The organism is Xanthomonas sp. WHRI 7945 (genome assembly GCF_035026585.1).
The window spans coordinates 36,510-58,851 of sequence record NZ_JAYIQP010000001.1; the positions used below are offsets into that span (position 1 = coordinate 36,510).

At 69.3% G+C, this 22,342-nt stretch carries 20 protein-coding genes; 6 read left to right on the forward strand and 14 right to left on the reverse strand.

Annotation, left to right across the window (positions count from 1 at the left end; genetic code table 11):
* Window positions 1-66: 66 nt before the first annotated feature.
* The gene (locus VDQ83_RS00105) at window positions 67-1,056 is read left to right on the forward strand and encodes an MBL fold metallo-hydrolase (RefSeq protein ID WP_455433414.1); all 990 of its coding nucleotides are present in this window, start codon (window positions 67-69) and stop codon (window positions 1,054-1,056) included.
* 104 nt (window positions 1,057-1,160) lie between these two features.
* On the opposite strand, the gene VDQ83_RS00110 is transcribed toward VDQ83_RS00105, so the two are convergent.
* The 12 genes from VDQ83_RS00110 to VDQ83_RS00165 all read right to left on the reverse strand — a co-directional run bounded on the left by VDQ83_RS00110 (window position 1,161) and on the right by VDQ83_RS00165 (window position 14,130).
* On the reverse strand, window positions 1,161-2,147 hold the full coding sequence (locus VDQ83_RS00110) for an aspartyl/asparaginyl beta-hydroxylase domain-containing protein (protein ID WP_455433415.1): 987 nt from the start codon (window positions 2,145-2,147) through the stop codon (window positions 1,161-1,163).
* Window positions 2,148-2,333: 186 nt separating this feature from the next.
* Window positions 2,334-2,531, reverse strand: a complete 198-nt coding sequence (locus VDQ83_RS00115) for a hypothetical protein (RefSeq protein WP_309913658.1) — start codon at window positions 2,529-2,531, stop codon at window positions 2,334-2,336.
* A 99-nt stretch (window positions 2,532-2,630) separates the two neighbouring features.
* Window positions 2,631-4,082, reverse strand: coding sequence for an efflux transporter outer membrane subunit (locus VDQ83_RS00120; protein WP_455433416.1), 1,452 nt, complete (start codon window positions 4,080-4,082; stop codon window positions 2,631-2,633).
* 122 nt (window positions 4,083-4,204) lie between these two features.
* The gene (locus VDQ83_RS00125; RefSeq protein ID WP_455433417.1) at window positions 4,205-5,005 is read right to left on the reverse strand and encodes a MipA/OmpV family protein; all 801 of its coding nucleotides are present in this window, start codon (window positions 5,003-5,005) and stop codon (window positions 4,205-4,207) included.
* 159 nt (window positions 5,006-5,164) lie between these two features.
* Window positions 5,165-6,514 carry a sensor histidine kinase gene (locus VDQ83_RS00130; RefSeq protein ID WP_455433418.1) on the reverse strand — a complete coding sequence of 450 codons (1,350 nt, stop codon included), beginning with the start codon at window positions 6,512-6,514 and terminating at the stop codon, window positions 5,165-5,167.
* On the reverse strand, window positions 6,507-7,187 hold the full coding sequence (locus tag VDQ83_RS00135; RefSeq protein ID WP_309914685.1) for a response regulator transcription factor: 681 nt from the start codon (window positions 7,185-7,187) through the stop codon (window positions 6,507-6,509). Before VDQ83_RS00135 ends, VDQ83_RS00130 begins: the two co-directional genes overlap by 8 nt.
* Before the next feature lie 130 nt (window positions 7,188-7,317).
* The gene (locus tag VDQ83_RS00140) at window positions 7,318-10,422 is read right to left on the reverse strand and encodes an efflux RND transporter permease subunit (protein WP_455433419.1); all 3,105 of its coding nucleotides are present in this window, start codon (window positions 10,420-10,422) and stop codon (window positions 7,318-7,320) included.
* The gene (locus VDQ83_RS00145; RefSeq protein WP_455433420.1) at window positions 10,419-11,594 is read right to left on the reverse strand and encodes an efflux RND transporter periplasmic adaptor subunit; all 1,176 of its coding nucleotides are present in this window, start codon (window positions 11,592-11,594) and stop codon (window positions 10,419-10,421) included. The genes VDQ83_RS00140 and VDQ83_RS00145 overlap by 4 nt, the downstream gene beginning before the upstream one ends.
* A gap of 123 nt (window positions 11,595-11,717) precedes the next feature.
* Window positions 11,718-12,026, reverse strand: coding sequence for a hypothetical protein (locus VDQ83_RS00150; protein WP_455433421.1), 309 nt, complete (start codon window positions 12,024-12,026; stop codon window positions 11,718-11,720).
* A gap of 39 nt (window positions 12,027-12,065) precedes the next feature.
* The gene (locus VDQ83_RS00155) at window positions 12,066-12,986 is read right to left on the reverse strand and encodes a pirin family protein (protein ID WP_455433422.1); all 921 of its coding nucleotides are present in this window, start codon (window positions 12,984-12,986) and stop codon (window positions 12,066-12,068) included.
* A 17-nt stretch (window positions 12,987-13,003) separates the two neighbouring features.
* Window positions 13,004-13,414: a DoxX family protein gene (locus VDQ83_RS00160; RefSeq protein ID WP_455433423.1), complete on the reverse strand. Its 411-nt coding sequence runs from the start codon at window positions 13,412-13,414 to the stop codon at window positions 13,004-13,006.
* 107 nt (window positions 13,415-13,521) lie between these two features.
* Window positions 13,522-14,130 (reverse strand): isochorismatase family protein, encoded by a 609-nt coding sequence (locus VDQ83_RS00165; protein ID WP_455433424.1) that lies wholly within the window; start codon window positions 14,128-14,130, stop codon window positions 13,522-13,524.
* 115 nt (window positions 14,131-14,245) lie between these two features.
* Here VDQ83_RS00165 and VDQ83_RS00170 point away from each other — a divergent pair, with 115 nt between their 5' ends.
* The 3 genes from VDQ83_RS00170 to VDQ83_RS00180 all read left to right on the forward strand — a co-directional run bounded on the left by VDQ83_RS00170 (window position 14,246) and on the right by VDQ83_RS00180 (window position 17,450).
* On the forward strand, window positions 14,246-15,109 hold the full coding sequence (locus VDQ83_RS00170; protein WP_455433425.1) for a LysR substrate-binding domain-containing protein: 864 nt from the start codon (window positions 14,246-14,248) through the stop codon (window positions 15,107-15,109).
* 408 nt (window positions 15,110-15,517) lie between these two features.
* Complete coding sequence (locus VDQ83_RS00175) at window positions 15,518-16,561, forward strand: Gfo/Idh/MocA family protein (RefSeq protein WP_455433426.1); 1,044 nt, start codon at window positions 15,518-15,520, stop codon at window positions 16,559-16,561.
* Window positions 16,554-17,450: a TolB family protein gene (locus VDQ83_RS00180; protein ID WP_455433427.1), complete on the forward strand. Its 897-nt coding sequence runs from the start codon at window positions 16,554-16,556 to the stop codon at window positions 17,448-17,450. The genes VDQ83_RS00175 and VDQ83_RS00180 overlap by 8 nt, the downstream gene beginning before the upstream one ends.
* A 365-nt stretch (window positions 17,451-17,815) precedes the next feature.
* Here VDQ83_RS00180 and map read toward each other — a convergent pair whose 3' ends face one another.
* Window positions 17,816-18,592 (reverse strand): type I methionyl aminopeptidase, encoded by a 777-nt coding sequence (gene map, locus VDQ83_RS00185; RefSeq protein WP_455433428.1) that lies wholly within the window; start codon window positions 18,590-18,592, stop codon window positions 17,816-17,818.
* On the reverse strand, window positions 18,589-18,801 hold the full coding sequence (locus VDQ83_RS00190; RefSeq protein ID WP_263395890.1) for a ParD-like family protein: 213 nt from the start codon (window positions 18,799-18,801) through the stop codon (window positions 18,589-18,591). Before VDQ83_RS00190 ends, map begins: the two co-directional genes overlap by 4 nt.
* Window positions 18,802-19,001: 200 nt before the next feature.
* Here VDQ83_RS00190 and VDQ83_RS00195 point away from each other — a divergent pair, with 200 nt between their 5' ends.
* Window positions 19,002-20,474, forward strand: coding sequence for a sensor domain-containing diguanylate cyclase (locus VDQ83_RS00195; protein ID WP_455433429.1), 1,473 nt, complete (start codon window positions 19,002-19,004; stop codon window positions 20,472-20,474).
* Window positions 20,475-21,122: 648 nt separating this feature from the next.
* On the forward strand, window positions 21,123-22,313 hold the full coding sequence (locus VDQ83_RS00200; protein ID WP_455433430.1) for an FG-GAP repeat domain-containing protein: 1,191 nt from the start codon (window positions 21,123-21,125) through the stop codon (window positions 22,311-22,313).
* Window positions 22,314-22,342: the final 29 nt, after the last annotated feature.

A 22,342-nucleotide genomic window follows, 5' to 3' on the forward strand; every position in this document is an offset into this window, starting at 1 on the left:
CTCGCCGTTCCCATCGCCGCGGCGCACCCTGCGCCGTCGCCCGCCATCGCCCGGATCGCACGTCCGATGAAGAACCCCTACTACGACGGCCCCGCCAGCGACCACTTCGATGGCGTGCGTTTCTTCAACCCGGGCCAGCCCACCGTCGACAACTCGTTGGCACGCGTGCTGCGCTGGAAGGCGGCCATGGGCACGGTCCGCTGGCCCGACCGCGTGCCGGTGCGCCCGGCCGTTCCCGCCGAGCGGCACGATCGGCTGCGCATCACCATGGTCGGCCACGCCACCGTGCTGATCCAGGTCGCCGGCCTCAACCTGCTCACCGATCCGGTGTGGTCGCAGCGCGCCAGTCCCTCGCAAATCGCCGGTCCGAAGCGGGTCACGGCGCCAGGCGTGGCGTTCGCGGACCTGCCGCCGATCGATGCGGTGCTGCTGAGCCACAACCACTACGACCATTTCGACCTCGCCACCTTGGGCAAGCTGCACCAGGCGCATCGCCCCCTGTTCGTGATGCCGCTGGGCAACGACCTCCTGTTGCGCAAGCACGCGCCCGCTGCGCGGATCCAGACCGGCGACTGGCACGACCGGGTGCCGCTCGGCGACACCGCGACGGTGACGCTCACCCGCGCCAACCACTGGTCGAGCCGCGGCGTGAGAGACCGCAGGATGGCGCTGTGGGCCGGCTTCTTCGTCGAGACCGCACGGGGCTCCGTCTGGTTCGCCGGCGACACCGGCTACGGCGATGGCGCGATCTTCCGCGAGATCCGCGACAGGGTCGGCGCACCCGACGTGGCCCTGATCCCCATCGGCGCCTACGCGCCGCGCTGGTTCATGGCGCCGCAACACGTCGACCCAGCGGAAGCGGTGCGGATCTTCCTGGACACCGGCGCCCGACAGGCGCTGGGCATCCACTGGGGCACCTTCCAGCTCACCGACGAAGGCCGCGAGGAGCCGCGCGAAAAGCTGACCGAGGCATTGCAACTGGCAGGCGTTGCAGCCGACCGATTCGTTGCGGCCGAGCCTGGGCAGGTGTTCGACTTCAAGGATCCGTCCGCCTAGTTTTCCTGCACTGCGCCTGCGCACGTGCACGCCATCGCTCCGCACCCGGCCAGAGCATGCGCGCCTGCGTGGCAGACGCCGGCATGACCGGTGCGCTGCAGCGCCTAGTCGAGCGTAACGCTGCCGGCGCGCTCGACCCACTGCAGCGCGGCGTACACCGGCAGGAATGCCAGCAGGACCAGGGTCAGGTTCAGCGCGTACTTCATCACCAGGTACAGGCTGCGGTGGCGCGCCTTCAGCGCCAGCCCACGCATGCGCCAGGGCGCCAGCGTCGCGAACACGCCGGTGAGCAGGCCGCGCCGGTCCTCCGCCGTGTTGGGCACCGCCAGCGCGCGCGCCAGCAGCGCGTATACGCGGTTGAATGCGCGGCCGGCGACGTGCATCGGCCGCTCGACGTCGCACATCAGGATCAGCCGCAGCGCGTTCGTGTCGTTGCGGGCGAAGTGCGGGTAGGTTTCGTCGAAGACGAAATCCTGGCCATCGCGCCAGGACAGCGCGTGGCCGTCCACGTTGATGAAGCAGCCGGCGTCATTGGGCGTGGCCAGCCCCAGGTGATAGCGCAACGAGCACGCCAGCGGGTCCGCGTGCAGGCTCAGCTCCGCGCCGGGCGGCAGCACGGAGAACATCGCGCCGCGGATGCCCGGCACCTGCGCCAGCAGCCGCAGCGTCTGCGGGCACAGCCGCTGTGCGGAGCGGTGCGGCGCGCCGTACCAGGTCAGGTAGAACTTCTTCCAGCCGCGCTTGTAGAACGTGCGGAAACCCAGGTCGTGGTAGCCCGCCGAGCCGGGCTGGCTGGTGGCGTCCAGCTCGCCGCTGGCGTGCAGGGCCAGCGCCTCGGCGCGGATCTGCGGCCAGTGCGTGCGCAGCACCGAGATGCCCGCGAGGTAGCCGGCGTCGATCACCGGACGGCGCGCGAACCGGCGCGTGGCCATGTACAGCAGGCAGTTGAATGGCGCGAACAGCGGCCAGCTCTTGCGCAGGTACTGGCCGAAACCGGCGTAGCGCAGGCGGGCGCGCCATTTGTAGACGTAGGCGATGGCGGCCACGGCATAGAGGCCCATCGCGCAGAGGGCGAGCGTGCTGAACGGCATTGGAGGTCTCGTTGCTGGACGCGCGCGTGCGGCATCGCCATGGCGTCGGATGCGTCGGATGGTGGAGCGGGGATGTCATCGGAATGTCGCGCGCGGCAGCGGCGACTCACGCGCTAGGGGCATCGCCACGTGCTGCAGTCATGACGCAAGGACAGCCGCGATGCCTTGCTTGCTCATGTCGCGAATTCACGGATGCAGCACCATCGCGCGCACGATCAGTACGAGCGAGATCAGCACGAAGCACACCGTCACCCGCCATAGCCAGGCGTTGTGGCGGCGCGCGGCGAGGTTCTTCTTGAGCGACGGCAGTTCGGGAAGATCCCGCAGCGCGAGGAAGCCTTCGCGCTTGCTCCAGTCTTTCTGCTTTGGGGGATGGGCGTGCATCGTGATTCCTGGGGGAGGTGATGGATCGCGCGGATGGTCCTTGCTCTCGTTCCTGGCTGGCGGCGCACGCGCCGGCGTGCGGCTGGCACTGGCATCCGTTCAAGGCGCCGGCAACGACGCCGGCGCGGACAGATCGCCGCGCCAGCCGCCGCCCAGCGCACGGAACAGCGTGGACAGCGCGATCTGTCGCTGGGTCTGCACGTCCACCAGCGCCATCTGGCTGGCGAAGTCGCTGCGCTGCGCGTCCAGCAAGCGCAGGTGGTCGTCGACCCCGCTGCGGTAGCGCGCCTCGGACAAGCGCAACGCTTCCGCGGTCGCCTGCGCCGCCGCCCGTTGCGCGGTTTCCTCGCGCGCCAGCGTGTCGGTGGCCGCCAGCGCGTCGGACACTTCCTGGAAGGCGACCTGGATGGCGTGTTCGTAGGCGGCGACGGCAACGTCTTTGCGCACGTGCGCCAGGTCGAGATCGCCGCGATTGCGGCCTGCATCGAAGATCGGCAGGGTGAGCTGGGGCGTAAACGACCACAGGCGCTGGCCCGACGACCCGAACAGATCCGACAGTTCGATGCTGCCGCGTCCGGACGTGCCGGTGAGCGCGATGCGCGGGAAGAACGCCGCCCGCGCCGCACCGATGCTCGCGTTGCGCGCCTTCAGCCGATGCTCCGCGGCGCGGATGTCCGGGCGCCGCATCAGCAGCGCCGACGGCGTTCCCGGCGCGATCTTCTGCACCAGCGCCGTGCCGTCGGCGGGCAGCGTGGGCAGGCGCTGGCCCGCATCGGCGACGCCGAGCAACAGCGTCAATGCGTTGGTCGCCTGGCGGAACTCGCGGTCGATCCACTCCAAATCCACCTTGACCTGTTCCACCAGGCCGATGGCCTCCTGATGGTCGAGTTCGTTGGCGAAGCCCAGGTCACGCAGCTGCGCCGTCAACTGCAGCGAGGCCTCGCGCGCGGCGAGGATGTCGGTGCCGATCCGGTAGCGGTGCTGCGCGCCGTCGCGCACGAGGTAGGCCTGGACCACCTCGGCGACCAGGCTGACGCGCGCGCTGTGCGCGTCCCGCTCGGTGGCCAGATAGTCCTGCAGCGCCGCGGCGGAGAGGTTGCGCACGCGGCCGAACAGGTCCAGCTCGAACGCCGCCAGTCCCAGGCCGACCTCGTAACTGCGCTCCACCTCCGGCGTCCCCAGCGCGCGCTGGCGCACGCCGCTGGCGTCGAGCTGCAGCGTGGGCAGGCGATCGGCGCGTTGAATCCGGTACTCGGCGCGCGCGGCCTCCACGTTCAACAGCGTCTGCCGCAGGTCCCGGTTGTTGGCCAATGCCAACGCGACGAATTCGCGCAGCGTCGGATCGACCACGAATTCCTGCCAATCCAGGTTGACAGCGGGAGGCGTGGACTCATTCGTCTCGTGCGCGGCGGTGCCATCCGACCATTGCTCCGGGACGGGCGCCGGCGGCCGCTGATAGGCCGGCGCCAGGGAGCATCCTGCCAGCAGCAGCGCAACGGCCAGGGACGCCACGGCCGATCGCCGGGTGTGGAAGGTCGAACGCGGATGCATGCGTGGTCTCTCGCTGCTGCGCGGAACGCGCGATTCGGGCGCCGGCCGGGCGACGCGCGCCCGACTGTCGTAGCGGTGCGATCGAAGCGGCGGCCACGGCCAGCGCCGTGGCCGCCGAACGGTCAGAAGCCGCGCGAGAAACCGATGAACATCGACGCGGTACCGTCGGTGTCCGGCTCGATGAGCGGGCTGTCGCTGAGCTCGTCGGGCAGCACGCTGTACTTGACGAACGCCAGCACCGACCACTTCTCGCCGATCGGCCGCATGTAGGACGCGCCCACGTGCGCAATGGTCGCCGCGCCCGGCTTGTAGTCCACCACGCCGCGCGCGACCTCTTCGTCGAGCGTGCCGTAGTAGTAGTTGGCCATGTCCTTGGACAGCCAGGTGACGCCCACGTTCGGGGTCAGCCGGCCCTTGCCCAGCTGCAGCGGATAGCCGTACTGGAGCGAGACCTCCTGGCCGCCGCTGGCGTCGATCGCGTCGGCCAGGATCTCCGCCTCGATCTCGCCTGCCGCACCGCTCCACGTCGCCGCCAGCCCGAGATCCAGCCCGTCGTCGCGATCCTCGAGCAACCGATAGTCCAGGCCGTTCGCGGCGAGTTCCTTCTTGCCCAGGTCGTCGATGTCGAAACCGTCGAAACGGAATTTGGCGATCGCCGACAGCTCGAAGGCATCGCCGCCGATCAGCTTGTAGCCGGCGGTCAGCCCCCTGAAGGAGAATCGCTCACCCTGGAAGCTCACCAGCGGGAACGGCGTCACCCGGGTGCCCTCGCCGGCGTAGGGGCTGTCGCTGACCACGGCGGCGACCCCCAGCCCCCATCGCGGCGGCCCCTGCTCTGAAAATGCATCATCCGCATCCGCCGTTTGGGCCATCGCGTCGAGCGACAGGGCAGACAGCAACGCAAGCGACAGGAGTTTCTTCATGGGACGCCGAACCTCAGTGAGTGGTGGAGAGAGAGCGCGTCTGCGGCGAGCCGTGCGTTGGCGACGGGGCGCTGCAGACATCCACCTCAGAATGGACCGGCGGTGTCGCCTAAATGTCGCGTGCTGCGGCGAGCGACTGAACGATGCCTGTACTGGAAACTACAGTGCGATGACGCTCGCCGCGACGTCCAACGCGGCGCGCGTACCGCCACCGGCGGCCGGCTCGATCGAGAGCGACCAGCCGAAGCGGTCGCAGATCCGGCCGATCAGGAAAAGGCCGAGGCCCTGCCCACGGATGGGCGCCGATCGGCGCAGGTTCTCGCGGTAGCGCCGGGCCGCTTCGACGGGATTGAATCCGCTGCCCGAGTCGGCGACCGACACCACGCCGCCGCGCAGCGCGACTTCGACGTAACCGTCGTCGGTGCTTTCGATCGCATTGCGGATCAGGTTGCTCACCGCGATGCGGACCATGGCTTCGGGTACCGCGATGAAGGTGGGCTCGATCTCCCCGACCCGCAGGTGCGCCGCCTTGTCGCCGAGCATGTGCTGGTGATCGGCCACCAACCGCGGCAGCAGGTCGTGCAACACCGTCACATCCATCGGCTCCTCGCCCGCGCCGGCTTCGCGGGCCAGGTGCAGCAGCGCCACCATGGTTTCCGACAGATCGCCGACCGCGCTTTCCATCCGCGCGAGCACCGGCGTGGCGACGTCGGGCAGCGCCATCTGCTTGAGCACGTCGACCGCGCCGGAGATCACCGCGATCGGCGTCCTGAACTCGTGGCTGGCCTGCGCCAGCACGCTGCGCTCGCGCTCGATGAACTGCTCCACCCGTTCCAGGTGCGCATTGCTGGCGTGCGCGATCATCTGGATCTCTTCGCGCCGGTAGGTGGTGGGCAGCCGCTCGCCGGCGGTGCCGGGCACGATGGCCTGCATGCGCTGCGCCAGATCCCGCACCGGCCGCACGAGGTTGGCATGCAGCCAGACGATCACCCCGCCGATGAAGACGACGAAGAAGCAGCCCCAGACGGCGCTCTGCACGGAATTCCAGTTCTGCTGGTCCTCGAGCTGGGCGATATCGATGGTCGTGATCAGCCGGCCGGGCGGAAGATCGACGATCAGGGCGTGGAAACTCCTGTGTCCGCCCAGGCCCTCGAAGGCGACGTTGTCCTGGAACGTGCCATACGCGGCCTCGGTCGAGTACAGCCCGGGCGGCAGCGCCGCCAGATACACGGGCATGCGCGCAGCCGCGCGGCCGGGCGCGACATACCAGGAGCGCACGATGCCGCTCTGCGGCAGCGCATCGGCCTGGCCGACGCGCACCCGGGCCGCGTGGTCGGCCGAGGTGGAGCGCAGCAGATCGACCCAGAACCTGTGCTCGATCAGTTGCTGGCTCCTGAAGCTCTGCACGCTCAGCGCGGTCAGCATCGCCAGGCCGGAGCCGATCAAGGCCGCGCTGATCCACCAGTGCACGCCGCGCGGCCGGCGGATCAGGCGCATCAGCCTACGCATCGTCGCAGAGCCGGTAGCCGTGGCCGGGCACGGTGTGCAGCAGCGGCGTGTCCGCCGGCGTCTCGATCGCCCGGCGCAGCACGTGCATATGCGAGCGCAGCAGATCGGTCCCGGGCACGATGTCGCCCCACGCGGCCCGCTCCAGCCGCGCGCGGCTGACGATGTTCGGGCTCTCGCGCATCAGCAGCTCCAGCAGGCGCCGCCCGATCCGGGTCAGCGCCACGTTCCTGCCGGCGCGCCGGACCTGCAGCGTGCGCAGATCGAACTGCAGGTCGGCGATGGCCAGCACGTGGTCCGGCGCGGCCACCTGCTTGAGCCGCGCCACCAGCGAGCGCAAGCGCACCTCGATCTCCGGCAATGCCACCGGCTTCACCAGATAGTCGTCCAGGCCCGCTTCGAAGCCGTCGATCTTGTCCGCGAGCTGGTCGCGCGCGGTCAGCATGATCACCGGCACCTGCTTCCTGGCTTCCTGCCGCAGCCTGCGCAGCACGGTGAGGCCGTCGAGCCGGGGCAGGTTCCAGTCGAGCAGGATCGCGTCGTAGTCCTTGGACGAGGCCAGGTGCAATCCCGACAGGCCATCGGGCGCGGCATCCAGACTGTGGCCGCACCCGGCCAGGTAGTCGTAGAGGTTCGCCGCCAGCTGCGCGTTGTCCTCGATGATCAGAATGGACAGATGCTCTTTGCTCATGGTCCTGCCCTGTGCGCTGCCGCCTGCGTCCACGTTACCAAACGCATGGCGCCGCTCGCTGCGCGCCGCCGCCGGTCGCGGCCGGCACCGCCCGCACCGGGACCGCGCGCGCCGCTCATGCGCCGGTCCCGGCGGCGCCGCGCGCGGCAGCGTCCGCACGCCCCTTCAGCCGCGCCTTGGCCGCTTCGATGGCGTCGTCCATGTAGCTGTAGGCGACCGGGATCACCAGCAGGCACAGCACGGTCGAGGTGATCAGCCCGCCGATGACGCCGATCGCCATCGGCGACCGGAAACTGGGGTCGGCGCCGAGGCCGATGGCGATCGGCAGCATGCCCGCGCCCATGGCGATGGTGGTCATGACGATCGGGCGGGCGCGCTTGCGGCACGCGTCGACGATGGCGGCCAGCCGGTCCAGCCCGTGATCGCGGCGGGCGATGACGATGTAGTCCACCAACAGGATGGAGTTCTTGGTGGTGATGCCCATCAGCATGATCAGGCCGATCATCGACGGCATCGACAGCGTGGAGCCGGTCGCCAGCAAGGCCACGAACGCCCCGGGCACCGACAGCACCAGCGCCACCAGCACGGTCAGCGGCTGCGCGAAGTCCTTGAGCAGCAGCACCAGCACCATGTAGACGCACAGCACCCCGGACAGCATCGCTATCGCGAAGCCAGTCGCCAGCTCGCCCATCGCCTCGGCATCGCCGGTCGCGGCCACCGACACGCCCTTGGGCAGGTTGCGCAGGCTCGGCAGCGCCGCCGCCGCGGCCTCGACCTCGCCCAACGGCAGGCCGTTGAGCTCGACGCTCAGATCGACGTTGCGGGTGCGGTCGTAACGCGTGAGTTCGGAAGGCCCGCTCAGGATCTGCAGATCCGCCACGCTCTCCAGCGGCACCGGCCCGCGCGCGCCCGGCACCGGCAGCCGGCGCAGCGTGTCCAGATCGTCGCGGCCGCTGTTGGCCAGCCGCACCACGATCGGCACCTGGCGCTCGCTCAGGTTCAACTTCGCCAGCGCCTGGCTGTAGTCGCCCGCCGTCGCCACCCGCAGCGTTTCGGCGATCGCCGCCGAGGTCACGCCCAGGTCGGCGGCGCGGGCGAAATCGGGACGCACCACCAGCTCCGGCCGCACCAGGCTGGCCGACGAGGTGACCGCGCCGATTCCGGGAATGCTCCTGAGTTCGCGCTCCACGCGGCTCGCATGCTGCGCGAGCAGTTGTCCATCCTCGGCCGCCAGCACCAAGGCGTAGCCTTCGCTGCTCTCGCCGCTGCCGATGCTGACGCGTGCGCCCGGCAACAGCACCAGGTCCTTGCGCAGCTGGCTTTCGATGGCTTGCCTGGTCGCACCGTCGCGTTCCTTGCGCGGCGTCAGGTTCGCGGTGAGCACGGCGGTGGTGACGCCTGCCGCAGGCCCGCCGCCCTCGTCCGGATCGGACGACGCGGCCGGCGCGCCGATGGCGGTGTACACGGAGACCACGTGCGGATGGGCGGCCAGCGTGCGCCGCGCCTGCTCGGCCAACGCGCGGGTCTCGGCCAGCCTGCTGCCCGGCGGCAGCGACAGGGTGACCTGGGTCTGGTCGCCATCGTCGGCAGGAATGAATTCGCCGGGAAGCTGCAGCGCGATCGCCAGCCCGCCCAGCACCAGCAGCGCCGTCGCGCCCAGGGTGGCGGCGCGGTGCCGCAGGCAGGCGTGCACCCATTGCAGATAGACCGCGATCCACTTCGGGCTCCTGGGCTCGGTCTTCGGCGCCTTGAGCAGATACGCGGCCATCGTCGGCGTCAGCATCCGCGCCACCACCAGCGAGAAGAACACCGCGATGGCCGCGGTCCAGCCGAACTGCACGAAGTACTTGCCCACCACCCCGCCCATCAGCGAAGTCGGCAGGAACACCGCGATCAGCGTGAAGGTGGTGGCCACCACGGCCAGGCCGATCTCGTCGGCGGCCTCGATCGCCGCGCGCATCGGCGGCTTGCCCATCAGCAGATGCCGCTCGATGTTCTCGATCTCCACGATGGCATCGTCCACCAGCACGCCGATCACCAGCGACAACGACAGCAGCGAGACGATATTCAACGAAAACCCCAGCAGGTACATCACCGCGAAGGTCGGAATGGCCGACAGCGGCAGCGCCACCGCGGCGATCACGGTGGCGCGCCAATCGCGCAGGAAGAAGAACACCACCAGCACCGCCAGCACCGCGCCTTCCAGCAGCAGCGTCATCGATCCGCGGTAGTTGTCCACGACCGGATCGACCGAGTTCACCGCCTCGGTGAACTGCACTTCGGGATGCGCGGCTTTCAGCTCCTGCACGATGGCGCGCGCGGCCTGCGCCACATCGATCTCGCCAGCGCCGCGCGCCCGCAACACGTCGAACCCCACCGCGGGGCGGCCGTCGAACAGCGCCAGCGAGCGCGGTTCCGCGGCCGTGTCGGTGACCGTGGCGAGCTGGTCCAGGCGCACCCGGCGCCCATCGCCCAGCGACACGTCCAGCGAGGCGATGTCGTCGGCCGTGGCGACGGTGGCGATGGTGCGCACCGACTGCTCCGCGCCGCCCACTTCCACGCGCCCGCCGGACGCCTCCTGCTGCAGTTCGCGCACCTGCGCGGAGATATCGGCCGCGGTCGCGTTCAAGGCGAGCAGGCGGTCGGGATCCAGTTCCACGCGCACTTCCCGCGTCACCCCGCCCACGCGCGACACCGCACCGATGCCCGGCACCGCCAGCAGCCGCTTGCGGACCAGGTTGTCCACGAACCAGGACAGCGCTTCGCCTTCCAGCCGCGTGGAGGTCACCGTGTACGTCAGCACCGGCTTGCTCGCCAGGTCCACCTTGGTGATGACCGGGTCGCGCAGGTCCGCGGGCAGGTCGGCGCGCGTGCTCGACACTGCGTCGCGCACGTCGTCCATCGCCTCCTGCACCGGCTTGTCGAGATGGAACTCGGCGGTGACGATCGCGGTGCCGTCGGTCAGCGTGCTGGTGATGTGCTTGATGCGCGGAATGTTCGCCAGCGCGTCCTCGATCTTCCGCGCCACGTCGCTTTCCAGCTGCGGCGGCGAGGCGCCGGGCAGCTCCGCGCTCACCGTGACGATCGGGAAATCGATGTCGGGGAAGCTCTGCACCTTCATCGCCAGGAACCCACCGATGCCGGCGAGCGTCAACAGGATGAACAGCAGCGACGTGGCGACCGGATTGCGGATCGACCAGGTGGATACATTGAGGCTCATGGCGCGGCCCCGCGAAATTCCGCCGCAGTCGGCCGCGCGGGATCGGCGGCGGCGCTGCGCCCGGCGCTGCCGGCGCCGCGCACCACCCTGACCGTGTCGCCCTCGCTCAGGAAGCTCAGCCCCGAGGCGACGATGGCCTCGGCAGCGGCGAGCCCGCCGACGATCTCGATGCGCTCGCCCACGCGCCGCCCGACCGCCACCTTGGTCAGCATGACGCTGGACTTGCGATCCAGGCGCATCACGTAGTGGAAGCCGTCGCGCAGCACCACCGCGCCCTGCGGCACGGTCAGCGCCTGGCTCGCGCCGACCTCGATGTGCCCGCGCGCGAACGCACCGGCCTGCAGCGCGCGGCCGGGCGGCAGATCCACATAGACCAGGCCGGTGTGCGTCTGCGCATCGATGGCCGGCGCGACGATCCGCAGCCGGCCCTCGATGGACGGCTGCCCGTGCACGGCGATCACCGCGCGCTGCCCCGGCGCCAGCCTTGCGATGTCCGCCATCGCCACGCTCGCCCGCCATTCGAGCCGGCCATCCTGGATCAGGCGGAACAGTTCCTGTCCCGCCGGCATCACCGCGCCGACCGTGGCCGAGCGCGAGGTGATGATCCCGTCGCCGGGCGCGAGCACCCGGGTCTGCGCCAGCCGCAGGCGGTGCCGCGTCTCGATCGCCTGCGCCACGTCCAGCCTGGCCAGCGCCGTCCTGGCCGCCACGACCAGCTGATCGACCTGCTGGGTCGACATCGCACCGGATTTGTCCAGTTTCCGCGCGCGTTCGGCATTGGCCTGCGCCTCCCAGGATTGCGCCTTGGCCTGGGCCACCGACGCCTGCGCCTCGGCCACGTCGGCGGCCACCATCTCCGGCGCGAACTGCGCCAGGAGCTGGCCGCGCCGCACCGTATCGCCCACGTTGACCTTCACCTCGGTGAGGCGCAGCCCATCCACTTCGGTGCCGACACTGGCTTCCTGCCACGCGGCGATATTGCCGCTGGCCGGGATGCGCACGGGCAGCGTGGCCACCTGCGCCGTCGTCATGACCACGGACAGCACGGGCACCGGCGCTGCGGCGGTTGCGTCGGCCTGGCTGTCGCTTCCGGGTTTCACGGCCACCACCACCACGGCGATGGACATCATCAGGACCACCGCGCCGATGGGCACGATTCGGCGTTGCTTCATTGGGATTCCTTCGCTTGTGGCGCGCTTGCCGCTCGGCCCAAGAGGGGGCCTGCGCCGATCATCGGCCGCGGATGTCGCGGAAATGTCGCGCCGCGGTCGCGGCCGGCGGTCGTCAGCAAAAGCTCAGAGCGATCGCAGTGCTCGATGGCGCAAGCGGTGACGCCGCGCCTGCGCGGGAGTCGCGCAGCGGCATGCCAAATAAGCGGTGCTGGAATCGGCGATGTCGCCGTTCTTCTCCAGAGTGATCTCCAGGGTGACGATCAGCACGCTGCGCAGCACGTCGAGGCCGGAGAGGCGGCCGCGCTGCACGAAGGCACGCCGGCTGGCGCGCCGAACTACGCATGCGCAACGCGGCGGTACGCCCGACGCGTCCGCCGTGACGTCCCACCCGGCCCGCAGTTCCTGCGCGGTGGCGAGGCGGGTGCATCTCATCTTGCACGCGCGCCGCCACCGATGACGCAGGCGCTTACCTCACTTGAACACCGGGATCGTCCCGGACGCGGTGCTGCGGTCGCCCGCGGCCTTCAGCTTCCGGCCCAGGTCGCGGATGCGCTGCTCGCCGGCCGCGAGCGCCTGCGCCGAGGTGTGTACCGAGTAGTTGCCCATGTGCAGCGCATGCGGATGCGGCACCGCCGATCCGAGCACAAACACGGCAGGCGCCTGCCCGCGCGCTTCCAGCGCGATCGGCGCGCCGTCGTCGGCGAAGATCACCATCTCGCCGCGCGACACCGGCGCACCGGCATCGAGCGCGCCACTTGCGAGCGCCAGCCACGCCACCTGGTGGCCGGCCGGCGGCTGGTAGACCCAGCGCTCGCCCGGACGCAGCGTGACCAGCAGATAGTTGATCCCGTCCGGCGCGTCGATCGGGCTGTGGATGCCGTCGTAGCGGCCGATCACCACGTGCGCGGGCCCGGCCGTGGCCATGTCCTGCGCTTCGACGTAACGGCTCTGCGGTTCCGACGTCTCCAGCGCCGCCGGCAGCGCCAGCCACAGCTGGAAACCCTGGATGTGCGACGCGTCGGGTGGCGGGGTCATCTCCTTGCCGTGCCACACGCCGATCCCGGCGCGCATCCATTCCACGCCGCCGTAGCCGATCTCGCCGCGGCCGCTGCTGGGGTCGTCGTAGCGCATCGAGCCTTCGGTGAACACGGTGACCGTGGCGATGCCCGAATGCGGATGCAGCGGCATACCGGCCATCGCCTGCAGGGTCGGGCCCTGCGCCTCGAAGATGTCCAGGAACACGAACGGCTTCAGCGCCTGGCCGAGATCGGACGGGCTCATCAGCCGGGTGATGGGACCTGCGCCATGGCCGCGGGTGCGGTACACGATGGCACGCGGCAGCGCGGGCGCAGGCGTGGCGAGGGGAAGAACCGGGGTGGTCAGTGTCTGCATGGCGTGCGCTCCCGCGTTCATGACGGACGCACGGTGCGCAGCACCGTCGCGAAGTGGCCGCGATGCAACCAGGCGACCGTGGCGGTGACCAGCATCAGCACGATCGCCGGGATCGGGCTGCCGCCGATCACGAACAGGTGCACGCCGGCGGCCACGAACATCATCGCCGCCAGCCAGGCGCCGGAGAACGCGACCGTGGCCGGCAGCAGCAACGCGATCGCGCCGATCACCTCGATCACCCCGGTGACGATGCGGAACCACTGGCCGAGGCCGATGTGGTCGAACACCTCGACCATCATCGGCACGCCGGCCAGCTTGGCGCCGCCGGCCGCCAGGAAGGCCACGGCGGCGAAGATCCGCAGCGTCCAGGACAGGCCGCGGGTGAGGCGCCCGGACGGCGCGTGGTTGGGAAAGGAAGAGGTGGTCATGGTGTGCGGTCTCGATGGAGTGTGAAGAGGAATAGGTGTGGAACGGACACTGCCGCCATGCAGATGCGGCGGCGCATTGGAGTGCACCGCCGCAGGCATGCGCAGGCTCAGCGCGCGGCCAGCGCCTGCAGTTCCGGGACGTACCAGGCGAACAGTTCGCGCGCCTTGTCGGCCAGCGGGGATTTCCAGTCGCGGAACAGCTCGGTCCACAGCGCCAGCGCCGTGGTCGGCACCGCGCCGGCCGCGGTCAACCGCTCGATCGCGGTGCGGTGCGCCAGTTGCGACATGCCGCCGACCGCATCGACCACGAACATCGCCCCATAACCGTCGCGCAGCGCGTCCACGACCGGGAACGCCAGGCAGATCTCGGTGTACAGCGCGCCGAACACCAGCCGCTTGCGGCCGGTGCGTTCGATCGCCGCGCGGAAGGCGCCGTCTTCCCATGCGTTCATCGAGCTGCGGTCGATGACCTCCACGCCCGGCAGTTCCTCCAGGATCGAGGCGCGGGTCGGCCCGTTGACGCCCATCTGCACGCCGACGGTGCTCAACACCACCGGGATGCCGAACGCCTTGGCCGCCTTGATCAACAGGCGCACGTTCAGATCGATCGTCGCCGCGTCGGTCTCCGAACGCACGTGCTCGAACATTTCCTTCTGGTAGTCGATCAGGACCAGGGCCACGTCTTCCGACCGCCACACGCCTTTGCTGTTGCTCATTGCCGTCTCCTCGGTGGCCGCCGGGATGGCGACCTTGGAGCAGACTTTGACGTTCCCCATTCCGGCATACTAGCCACACAAACCGGCATTCCGTGTCGCAGAAACAGGAACATCCATGGACATCGAGGATCTCCGCACCTTCGTCGAGGTGGCCGATGCCGGCGGCGTGTCGCCGGCCGCGCGCCGCCTCGGCCTGGCCAAGTCCATCGTCAGCCGCCGCCTGCTCCGGCTCGAGGAGGAGCTGGGCACCCAACTGCTCGCCCGCACCACCCGCGGCGCGGCCGTCACCGAGGCCGGCGCCACCTTCCGCGAACACGCCGCGCGCATCTGCGCCGAGATGGACGTGGCGCGCGAGACCATCTTCCCGGCCGGCGACCTGCGCGGCCGCCTGCGCATCGCCGCGCCGCTGACCTTCGGCCCCACCCACCTGGCGCCGGTGCTCGCCGAACTGGCGCGCCGGCACCCCGCGCTGCACGTGCACACCTGCTACAGCGACCGCTACATCGACCTGGTCGCCGAGGGCTTCGACTGCGCCATCCGGCTCGGCTACCTGCCCGACTCCAGCCTGGTCGCGCGCCGCGTGGCGCCGATGCGCGGCAGCCTGGTGGCCACCCCCGACTACCTGCGCGAGCACGGCGAACCGGACACGCCCGAGGCGCTGCTGGCGCACGAAGCCTTGATGCAGGGCACCGAGGCCTGGCGGCTGACGGACGGCGACAAGACGATCACCCTGCACCCGCGCGGGCGCTTCAAGGCCGACAACGGCGCCGCGCTGACCGCCGCCGTCCTGGCCGGGCTCGGCATCGCCGCATTGCCGGATTTCCTGATCGCCGACCACATCGCCTCCGGCGCGTTGGTGCGGGTGCTGACCGACTACCCCCCGTCCGCGGCCGGCCTGTACGTGGTCAGGCCGCCGGCCGCGCACCCGGCGCGCAAGATCCGCGTGCTGACCGACCTGCTGATCGAACACTTCGGCTGAGACGCATCCTGCGCCTGCGCGATTCGTGCAGATGCACAGGTGCGCCCGAAGGCCGATGGCGAACTACGCGCATCCATCGATTCGCAAAGCTGCTGCACTGGATCGAAGCCGCGAGCCCACGGTTGAACTGCCGACGCTACAACGTGAGCGGCGGCATGCACGCGCAATCGCAAGCCACATGGACGCGCACCCTTTCGCAGCACAGGCGGTGCATCGCGCGCAGGTGCGATCGACAACGCTCCACCTAGCATCGCCTGCAGCGTTTGCCTGCGACAGCAAGCAACCATCCAGCCGATGGAGCCTGCTCCACCACCGTCAGGAAGGCGCGGTAACGGCAGTGCAGACCGGCGAGGGTAAAACCGCGCGTTTGCTACGATGCGCCGACCTGGAACCGCACAAGCAACGCTCATGGCGCCAATGAAGTTTCCCGAACCCGACCTGTTTTCCCCGGGTCGAGGCGAGCCATCCCTGCGCTGGGGCGTGCTCGGCCCGGGATCGATCGCATCGGCGTTCGTCGAGGCGCTGCGCAGCCACACCCGGCAGCGGCCATTCGCCGTCGCCTCGCGAAATCCCGAACGCGCCGACGCCTTTGCCAGGACCTGGGGGCTGCAGCGCGCGTACGACAGTTACGAGGCGTTGGTCGAGGATCCCGAAGTCGACATCGTCTACGTCGCCACGCCCCACAGCGAGCATCTGGCGAATGGATTGCTGGCCTTGCGCGCGGGCAAGCATGTGCTGATCGAAAAGCCCATCGCGATGCGCGCGGACGATGCGCGCCTGCTGGTTCGGGAAGCGCGCGAGCGCGGGCGTTTCCTGATGGAGGCCATGTGGAGCCGGTACCTTCCGCACACCTCGGTGCTGCGGAAGTTGCTGGCCGACGGTGCGATCGGCGACGTGCGCCATGTCTTTGCGGACTTGAGCCAATTGGGCCCCAGCGACCCCGCGCATCGCCTGCACAAACCGGAACTCGGCGGCGGCGCGCTGCTCGACCTCGGCGTGTATACCGTGCAGTTCTCGTCGATGATCCTGGGCGCGCCCACGGCCATCGCGGCGAACGGCGCACTGACGGACGCCGGCGTCGACGCGTTTTCCACCGTGGTGCTGGCCCATGGACGGCACGCGCAATCGACGCTGATCAGTTCGATCGTGGCCCGCAGCAGCTCCACCGCCCATGTCACCGGGACGGGGGGACGCATCGACCTCGGCGGGTCGTTCCACAATCCCACGACGCTATGCCTTGCCGGCAACGACTACGCCAGCGAACCATCGGTGTGGAAGGATCCCACCGGCATCGAGGGCTACGGCGGCCTTGCGTGGCAAGCGACAGCGGCCGCACGCTACATCGGCGAAGGCCGCACCGAATCGCCGCTTCATCCGCTCGACGAGGTGGTCCGGATCATGGCCACGCTGGACGCGGCGCGGGCGCAACTGGGTACCGGTAGCGGTGACTGACACGCCAGGCGGTCGCGCCCTGCAGCCAGGGCAGCGTTGCGAAGTCTGGATCGCGGATGTGGTGGAAGGCCGATCCCGGCTCGCCTTTGCAACGCAGGAGATTCTGCTCGAAGCGCCGAACTGGCTTGCGCACGAAGACGCGCTGCTCCTGAACGGCAACGGCCGCCTGTTCCGGTTGTCGTTGTCCGACGCGCGCCTCGGCTCTGTCCCCATCTCGGGGATTCCGCCGATCAACAACGACCACGTGGTCGATCGCGCAGGGCGCCATGTCTATCTCTCGGCGGACGATGGCCACCTCTATCGTGCGCCAGTGGCCGGGGGCGCCGCCACGCGGATCTCGGAGGCCGCCGACATGATGCATTTCCTGCATGGCATCGACCCTGCCGGGGCGCAGTTGGCCTTCATCGGCGTGCACCGCGGCGGGACGCCTGGCGCGCAGCAGGCGCAGGTCCACACCATGTCCACGGCAGGTGGCGGCTACCGCCAGTTGACGCATGGCCTCGGTCCCGCGGACGGCTGCGAATACAGCCCGGACGGACAATGGCTCTACTTCAACACCGAAGCGTTCGACGGCCGCATGCAGATCGCACGCATGCGCGCAGATGGGAGCGAGATCGCGCAATTGACGTTCGACGATTGCGCGAACTGGTTTCCCCACCTGTCGCCGGATGGAACCAAGCTCGTCTACCTGGCATTTCCTCCCGGCACCCAGGGCCACCCGGGCGACGTCTGGGTGGAGATCAAACGGATCGACCTGCCCGAGTGGCGATCCGGCAAGACCCTCGCGCGCGTCTACGGCGGCCAAGGCAGCATGAACGTCAATAGCTGGTCCGCGGACGGCAGGTTCTTCGCGTATGCCGCCTATCCGACCGCAGGCATGCAGGCGTAGCGCTTCGGCGCCGAGAAATCGGAAATGACGCGCAGCGTCTAGACGCTGCGCGACGCAGTGCGGCGGCACCACCCTGCGCCAGGCGGCCTGCCTGGCGTTTTCCCGGTTTAGCGCAGGCATCCGCTGCGGCCATGCCTCTCCCGACTTTCGCCGGCCAACCCGAGACGATCCAGCATGCCCTGTTGAGCGTGTAGCCTGTTGCGTTCCAGTTCGTGTGACTGGACGGACGCATCGTGGTCGCCCGCAACGGCGGTATGCCAGCGCGCCCGCCGCGCGACACCATGTCGTCGGCGCACGATGCGGGAGTCCGGTGATGCACGCGCCAGCTTCCGACAAACCGGTATACGCCCCGCACCGCACCCGCATCAGTCGATCCGACAAAGCGGTTTCTCATCACACCGCAACGTCAGCACACGCACGCCCGTGCGCGTCACCGCCACCGTATGTTCGAACTGCGCCGACAGCTTGCCGTCGCGGGTATGCACCGGCCACTGCTCCGGCTCGGAGCGGATCGCCGCCCGGCCCTGGTTGAGCATCGGCTCGATGGTGAACACCATGCCTTCCTGCAGTTCCAGCCCGGTGCCGGCATGGCCGTAGTGCAGGATCTGCGGATCCTCGTGCATCTCGCGGCCGATGCCGTGCCCGCAATACTCCTTCACCACGCTGTAGCCGTGCTCGCGTGCATGGCGGGCGATGGCGTGGCCGATGTCGCCCAGCCGCGCGCCCGGGCGCACCGCGCCGATGCCTTTCCACATCGCCTGGTAGGCCGTCTGCACCAGCCGCCGCGCCGGATAGGCGACCTCGCCGACCAGATACGTGGTGCTGGAATCGGCGATGTAACCGTTCTTCTCCAGGGTGATGTCCAGGTTGACGATCTGCCCGCTGCGCAGCACATCGTCGGCCGCGGGCACCCCGTGGCAGACCACGTCGTCGATCGAGGCGTTGAGCACGAACGGGAACCCGTACTGGCCCTTGCTGGCCGGCCGCGCGCCCAGCTCCTCCACGATCATCCGTTCCACGAAATCGTTGATCTGCAGTGTGCTGCGGCCTTCCAGCGGCAGCTGGTCCAACGCATCGAACACCTGCGCCAGCAGCCGGCCGGACTCGGCCATCAACGCGAGTTCGTCCGGCCGCTTGATCACGCCCGCCCCGGCTTCAACGCCTGCGGCTGCACCCCGGCCGCGCGCAGCTCGCGCGCCACCAGGTCCTGGAACGACAGCTCCGGATGCATCTCGCACAGCATCCCGATCCTGATCCAGAAGGTGGCCTGCGCATTGATCGAGCGGCTGGTCACCGTGCAGGCGCGGCGCAGCTGGTCGTGCAAGTCGTCGTCGATGTTGACGATGCCCATGTCGGCTCTCGAGGGAAGTTATGCATGGATCATATACGTTTCGTATATGCCCAGCAATCGGCCGGCATCACCCTGAATCGCCCGCCCCTTCCAGCCAAGCGCTGCCGCACATGCCCGCCGGCGCGGCGCCAAGGAGGCGCCGCCAATCGCGGCACAGGGATTGCAGAGCTAGGTCCAATAGCCCCGAGCGGCAGGCGGACATGATTGCAGGCAAACACCGAAGGTACCTGGTCCAGCGCGTCGCGCTGCACCTGTTCGTCACCGCGGCGTGGGCGATGCTGGTCGCGTCCGAGTACTCGTCCCTGCGCGACGCCCGAACCACCGCATTGCGCACCGCGCAGACCAGTTCGCTGAACCTGGCCAGCTCCCTCGCCCAGCACACCAGCGACTCGTTCGCAATCGCCGAGACCGTGCTGTCGGGCATCGCCGCGCGCGTGGAGACCGGCAACACCGAGCCGAAGGCGCTGCACGCGTTCCTGGTGGAAGAAGCCAACCGCTCCGACCGCGTACACGCCATCTTCGTCTACGACGCCGACGGCAAATGGGTGAACTCCTCGCTGCCGGGCGGGCCCAGGCACCACAACAATTCCGACCGCGCCTACTTCAAGCACCACCAGGCCCAGAACGACAGCCTGGTGTTCGTCGGCCACCCGATCCAGAGCCGTTCCGACGGCTCGTGGATCGTCACCCTGACCCGGCGCATCAACAATCCCGACGGCTCCTTCGGCGGCGTCGTGCTGGCCAGCATCCGCGTGGAGTACTTCAAGCGCTTCCACAGCACGTTCGACGTCGGCCGGCACGGCTCCATCGCCATCATCCACGACGACGGCACCATCGTCTCGCGCCACCCCGGCGACGAGAGCCTCAGCAGCACCAGCATCGCCGGCACCCCGATCCACCGCACGATGCAGGAACTGCACCGCGGCTGGGTCATCAACGTGTCCCCGCTGGACGGCGTGGAGCGCATTTCCGGATTCGCCCAGGCCCGCCCATATCCGCTGTCGGTACTGGCCGGCGTCTCCTCCAACGAAGTGCTCGCGCCATGGCGCGCACTGGCCGTGCGCCGCTCCATCATCACCCTCATCGGCTGCGTCCTGTTCATCGGCCTCGGCATCTGGCTGGACCAGCAACTGCGACGCATGCACGCCAGCGAGACCAAGCTCAGCACCGAGGCCTGGATCGACCCGCTCACCGGCATCTACAACCGCCGCGGCTTCGACCACAAGCTGCGCCGCGCGCTGCAGCAGAGCGAAGCCGGGCACCTGCCGGTCGCGCTGCTGATGATCGATATCGACCACTTCAAGCTCTACAACGACACCTACGGACACGTGAACGGCGACGCCTGCCTGCGCCAGGTGGGCCAGGCCCTGGCCGCCTGCGCCCTGCGCCTGCACGACGCCGCCGCCCGCTACGGCGGCGAGGAATTCGCCATCGTCCTGCCGTTCACCGACCAGGCCGGCGCCGAGAAACTGGCCGAGCAGGTGCGCGCGGCGGTGCACGCACTGGACCTGCCGCACGCCTCCAGCCCGACGAGTTCCCAGGTGACCGTGAGCATCGGCGTCGCATGCGCGAGCATCGAGGACCAACGCTGGTCGGCTGCGGACCTGGTCGGCAAGGCGGACGCTGCGTTGTACCGGGCCAAGCAGGCGGGGCGGGATCGGGTTTCTGCGTAGGGCCGGCCCGACGAGCGGCGGTGGCAAACCTACCGGCCTGTGACGACGGAAAGCGATAGGCCGAATACACGAACCCCAGCGACACCTGGGCTGGTGGACACGTCATTCCCTGCCTCCGACCAAGGCACTGGCAGCCAGGCATGCACGGCACAGCAGAACAAGCTGCCGTTGCAACCCACGCGCCGCCATCGGCGGCAAATTCCGTTCGAATGCGTTGCGGAACGGTGCCGAAGATGACGGTCGCCAACGCGAAGTCCCCCCGGCAAAGGTAGCGTCAGGTGCCGGTCGCACACGGACTCCACAAACACGGAACGTCAGTTCCGCGTGTGCACGCAGACGTGCGGGGAACGCAGGCACGGTTCCGCCGTGGTTGATTCCTGCGTCGCATGCAGCATTTCAAGAAGGAAGTGGATACCACTGCATTCAGCAGGCAAATGGTGCCGCCGCCGTGGGGAATCGAGCTACTCGTCAATATCTTGAGGACGGTGTGACGAGCGACTATGGTGGCGCTAGCACGCATCGCCATTCGACCAGGGAGCCTCTGCCTCGATGAACAGATCGCGCACGACACTGGGTGCCGCCCTCCTTTGCTGCCTGGCCTCTGCCACGGCATCCGCGCAGGGGCAGGCGCCCAGCCCCTACGTCGACGTGACGAACACGCACGTGCCGCAGGCGCCCGACCTGCATGCGGTGGACGCGACGATGATCGACGTGGACCGCGACGGCGACCTGGACGTGGTCGTCGCCGTCGAGCACGGCGCCAACGTGCTCTACCTCAACGACGGCAACGGCAAGCTGACATGGAAGCCCGGCGTGTTCGGCGACACCCCGAACGACAACGAGCACGTGCGCGCCGCGGACTTCAATGGCGACGGCATCATGGACGTGGTCTTCGTCGCCGAGGCCGACGAAGTGCACAACCTGTTCTTCGGTGACGGCAAGGGCGGCTTCGTGCCCATGAACCCGCGCCTGCCGCGCACCAGCCAGGGCAATGGATTGGCGGTAGGCGACGTCAACGGCGACGGCTTGCCGGACATCGTGGTCGGCAATACGCCCGAGGACAAGCCCGGCCCGGCCCGCAACTTCCTGTGGCTCAACGACAGCAAGCGCCCGGGGCACTTCATCGACGCGACCGCCACCCACCTGCCGGCCAGCGACGACCACACCCAGGGCATCGCGCTGGCCGACATGGACGGCGATGCCGACCTGGACATGGTGGTCGCCAACCAGTCGCCCCCCAATCGGCTCCTGCTCAACGACGGCACCGGCCGGTTCGTCGATGCGAGCGACCGGCTCGAGCTGCCGGTGCCGCTGGAGACGCGCGAGGTGCACGTGTTCGATGCCAACCGCGACGGCCACCCGGACATCGTGTTCTTCAACCTCACCAGCAACAACGGCGGCTGGGACAAGGACCCGCAGACGCGCCTGCTGATCAACGACGGCAAGGGCCGCTTCAAGGACCAGACCGGCAAGCGGCTGCCCGCCCACCGTTTTTCCAGCTGGGGCGGCACCGTGGTCGACTTCAACCACGACGGCGCGCCGGACCTGCTCGTCAGCGCGATCCAGGTGCCGGGCTTCGTCCCGCTGCAGGTGCGCGCCTGGCAGAACGACGGCCGCGGCAACTTCGAGGACGTCACCCTGCAGGCAATGCCCAGCGCCACCGTGGGCCGCGGCTGGAGCATGGCCCAGGGCGACCTGGATGGCGACCGCAAGCCCGACATCTTCATCGGCGGCTGGCGCTCGCAGGCCCGCCTGCTGCTGACCGACCGCGCGAAAGTCGGCCCGCAGAAGCCTGCGGCGTCGCCGGGCCAGCCCGCTCAGAAGTGCCCTTGCCCTTGAGCGTGGCAAGGACGGAACCAGGAGGGCAG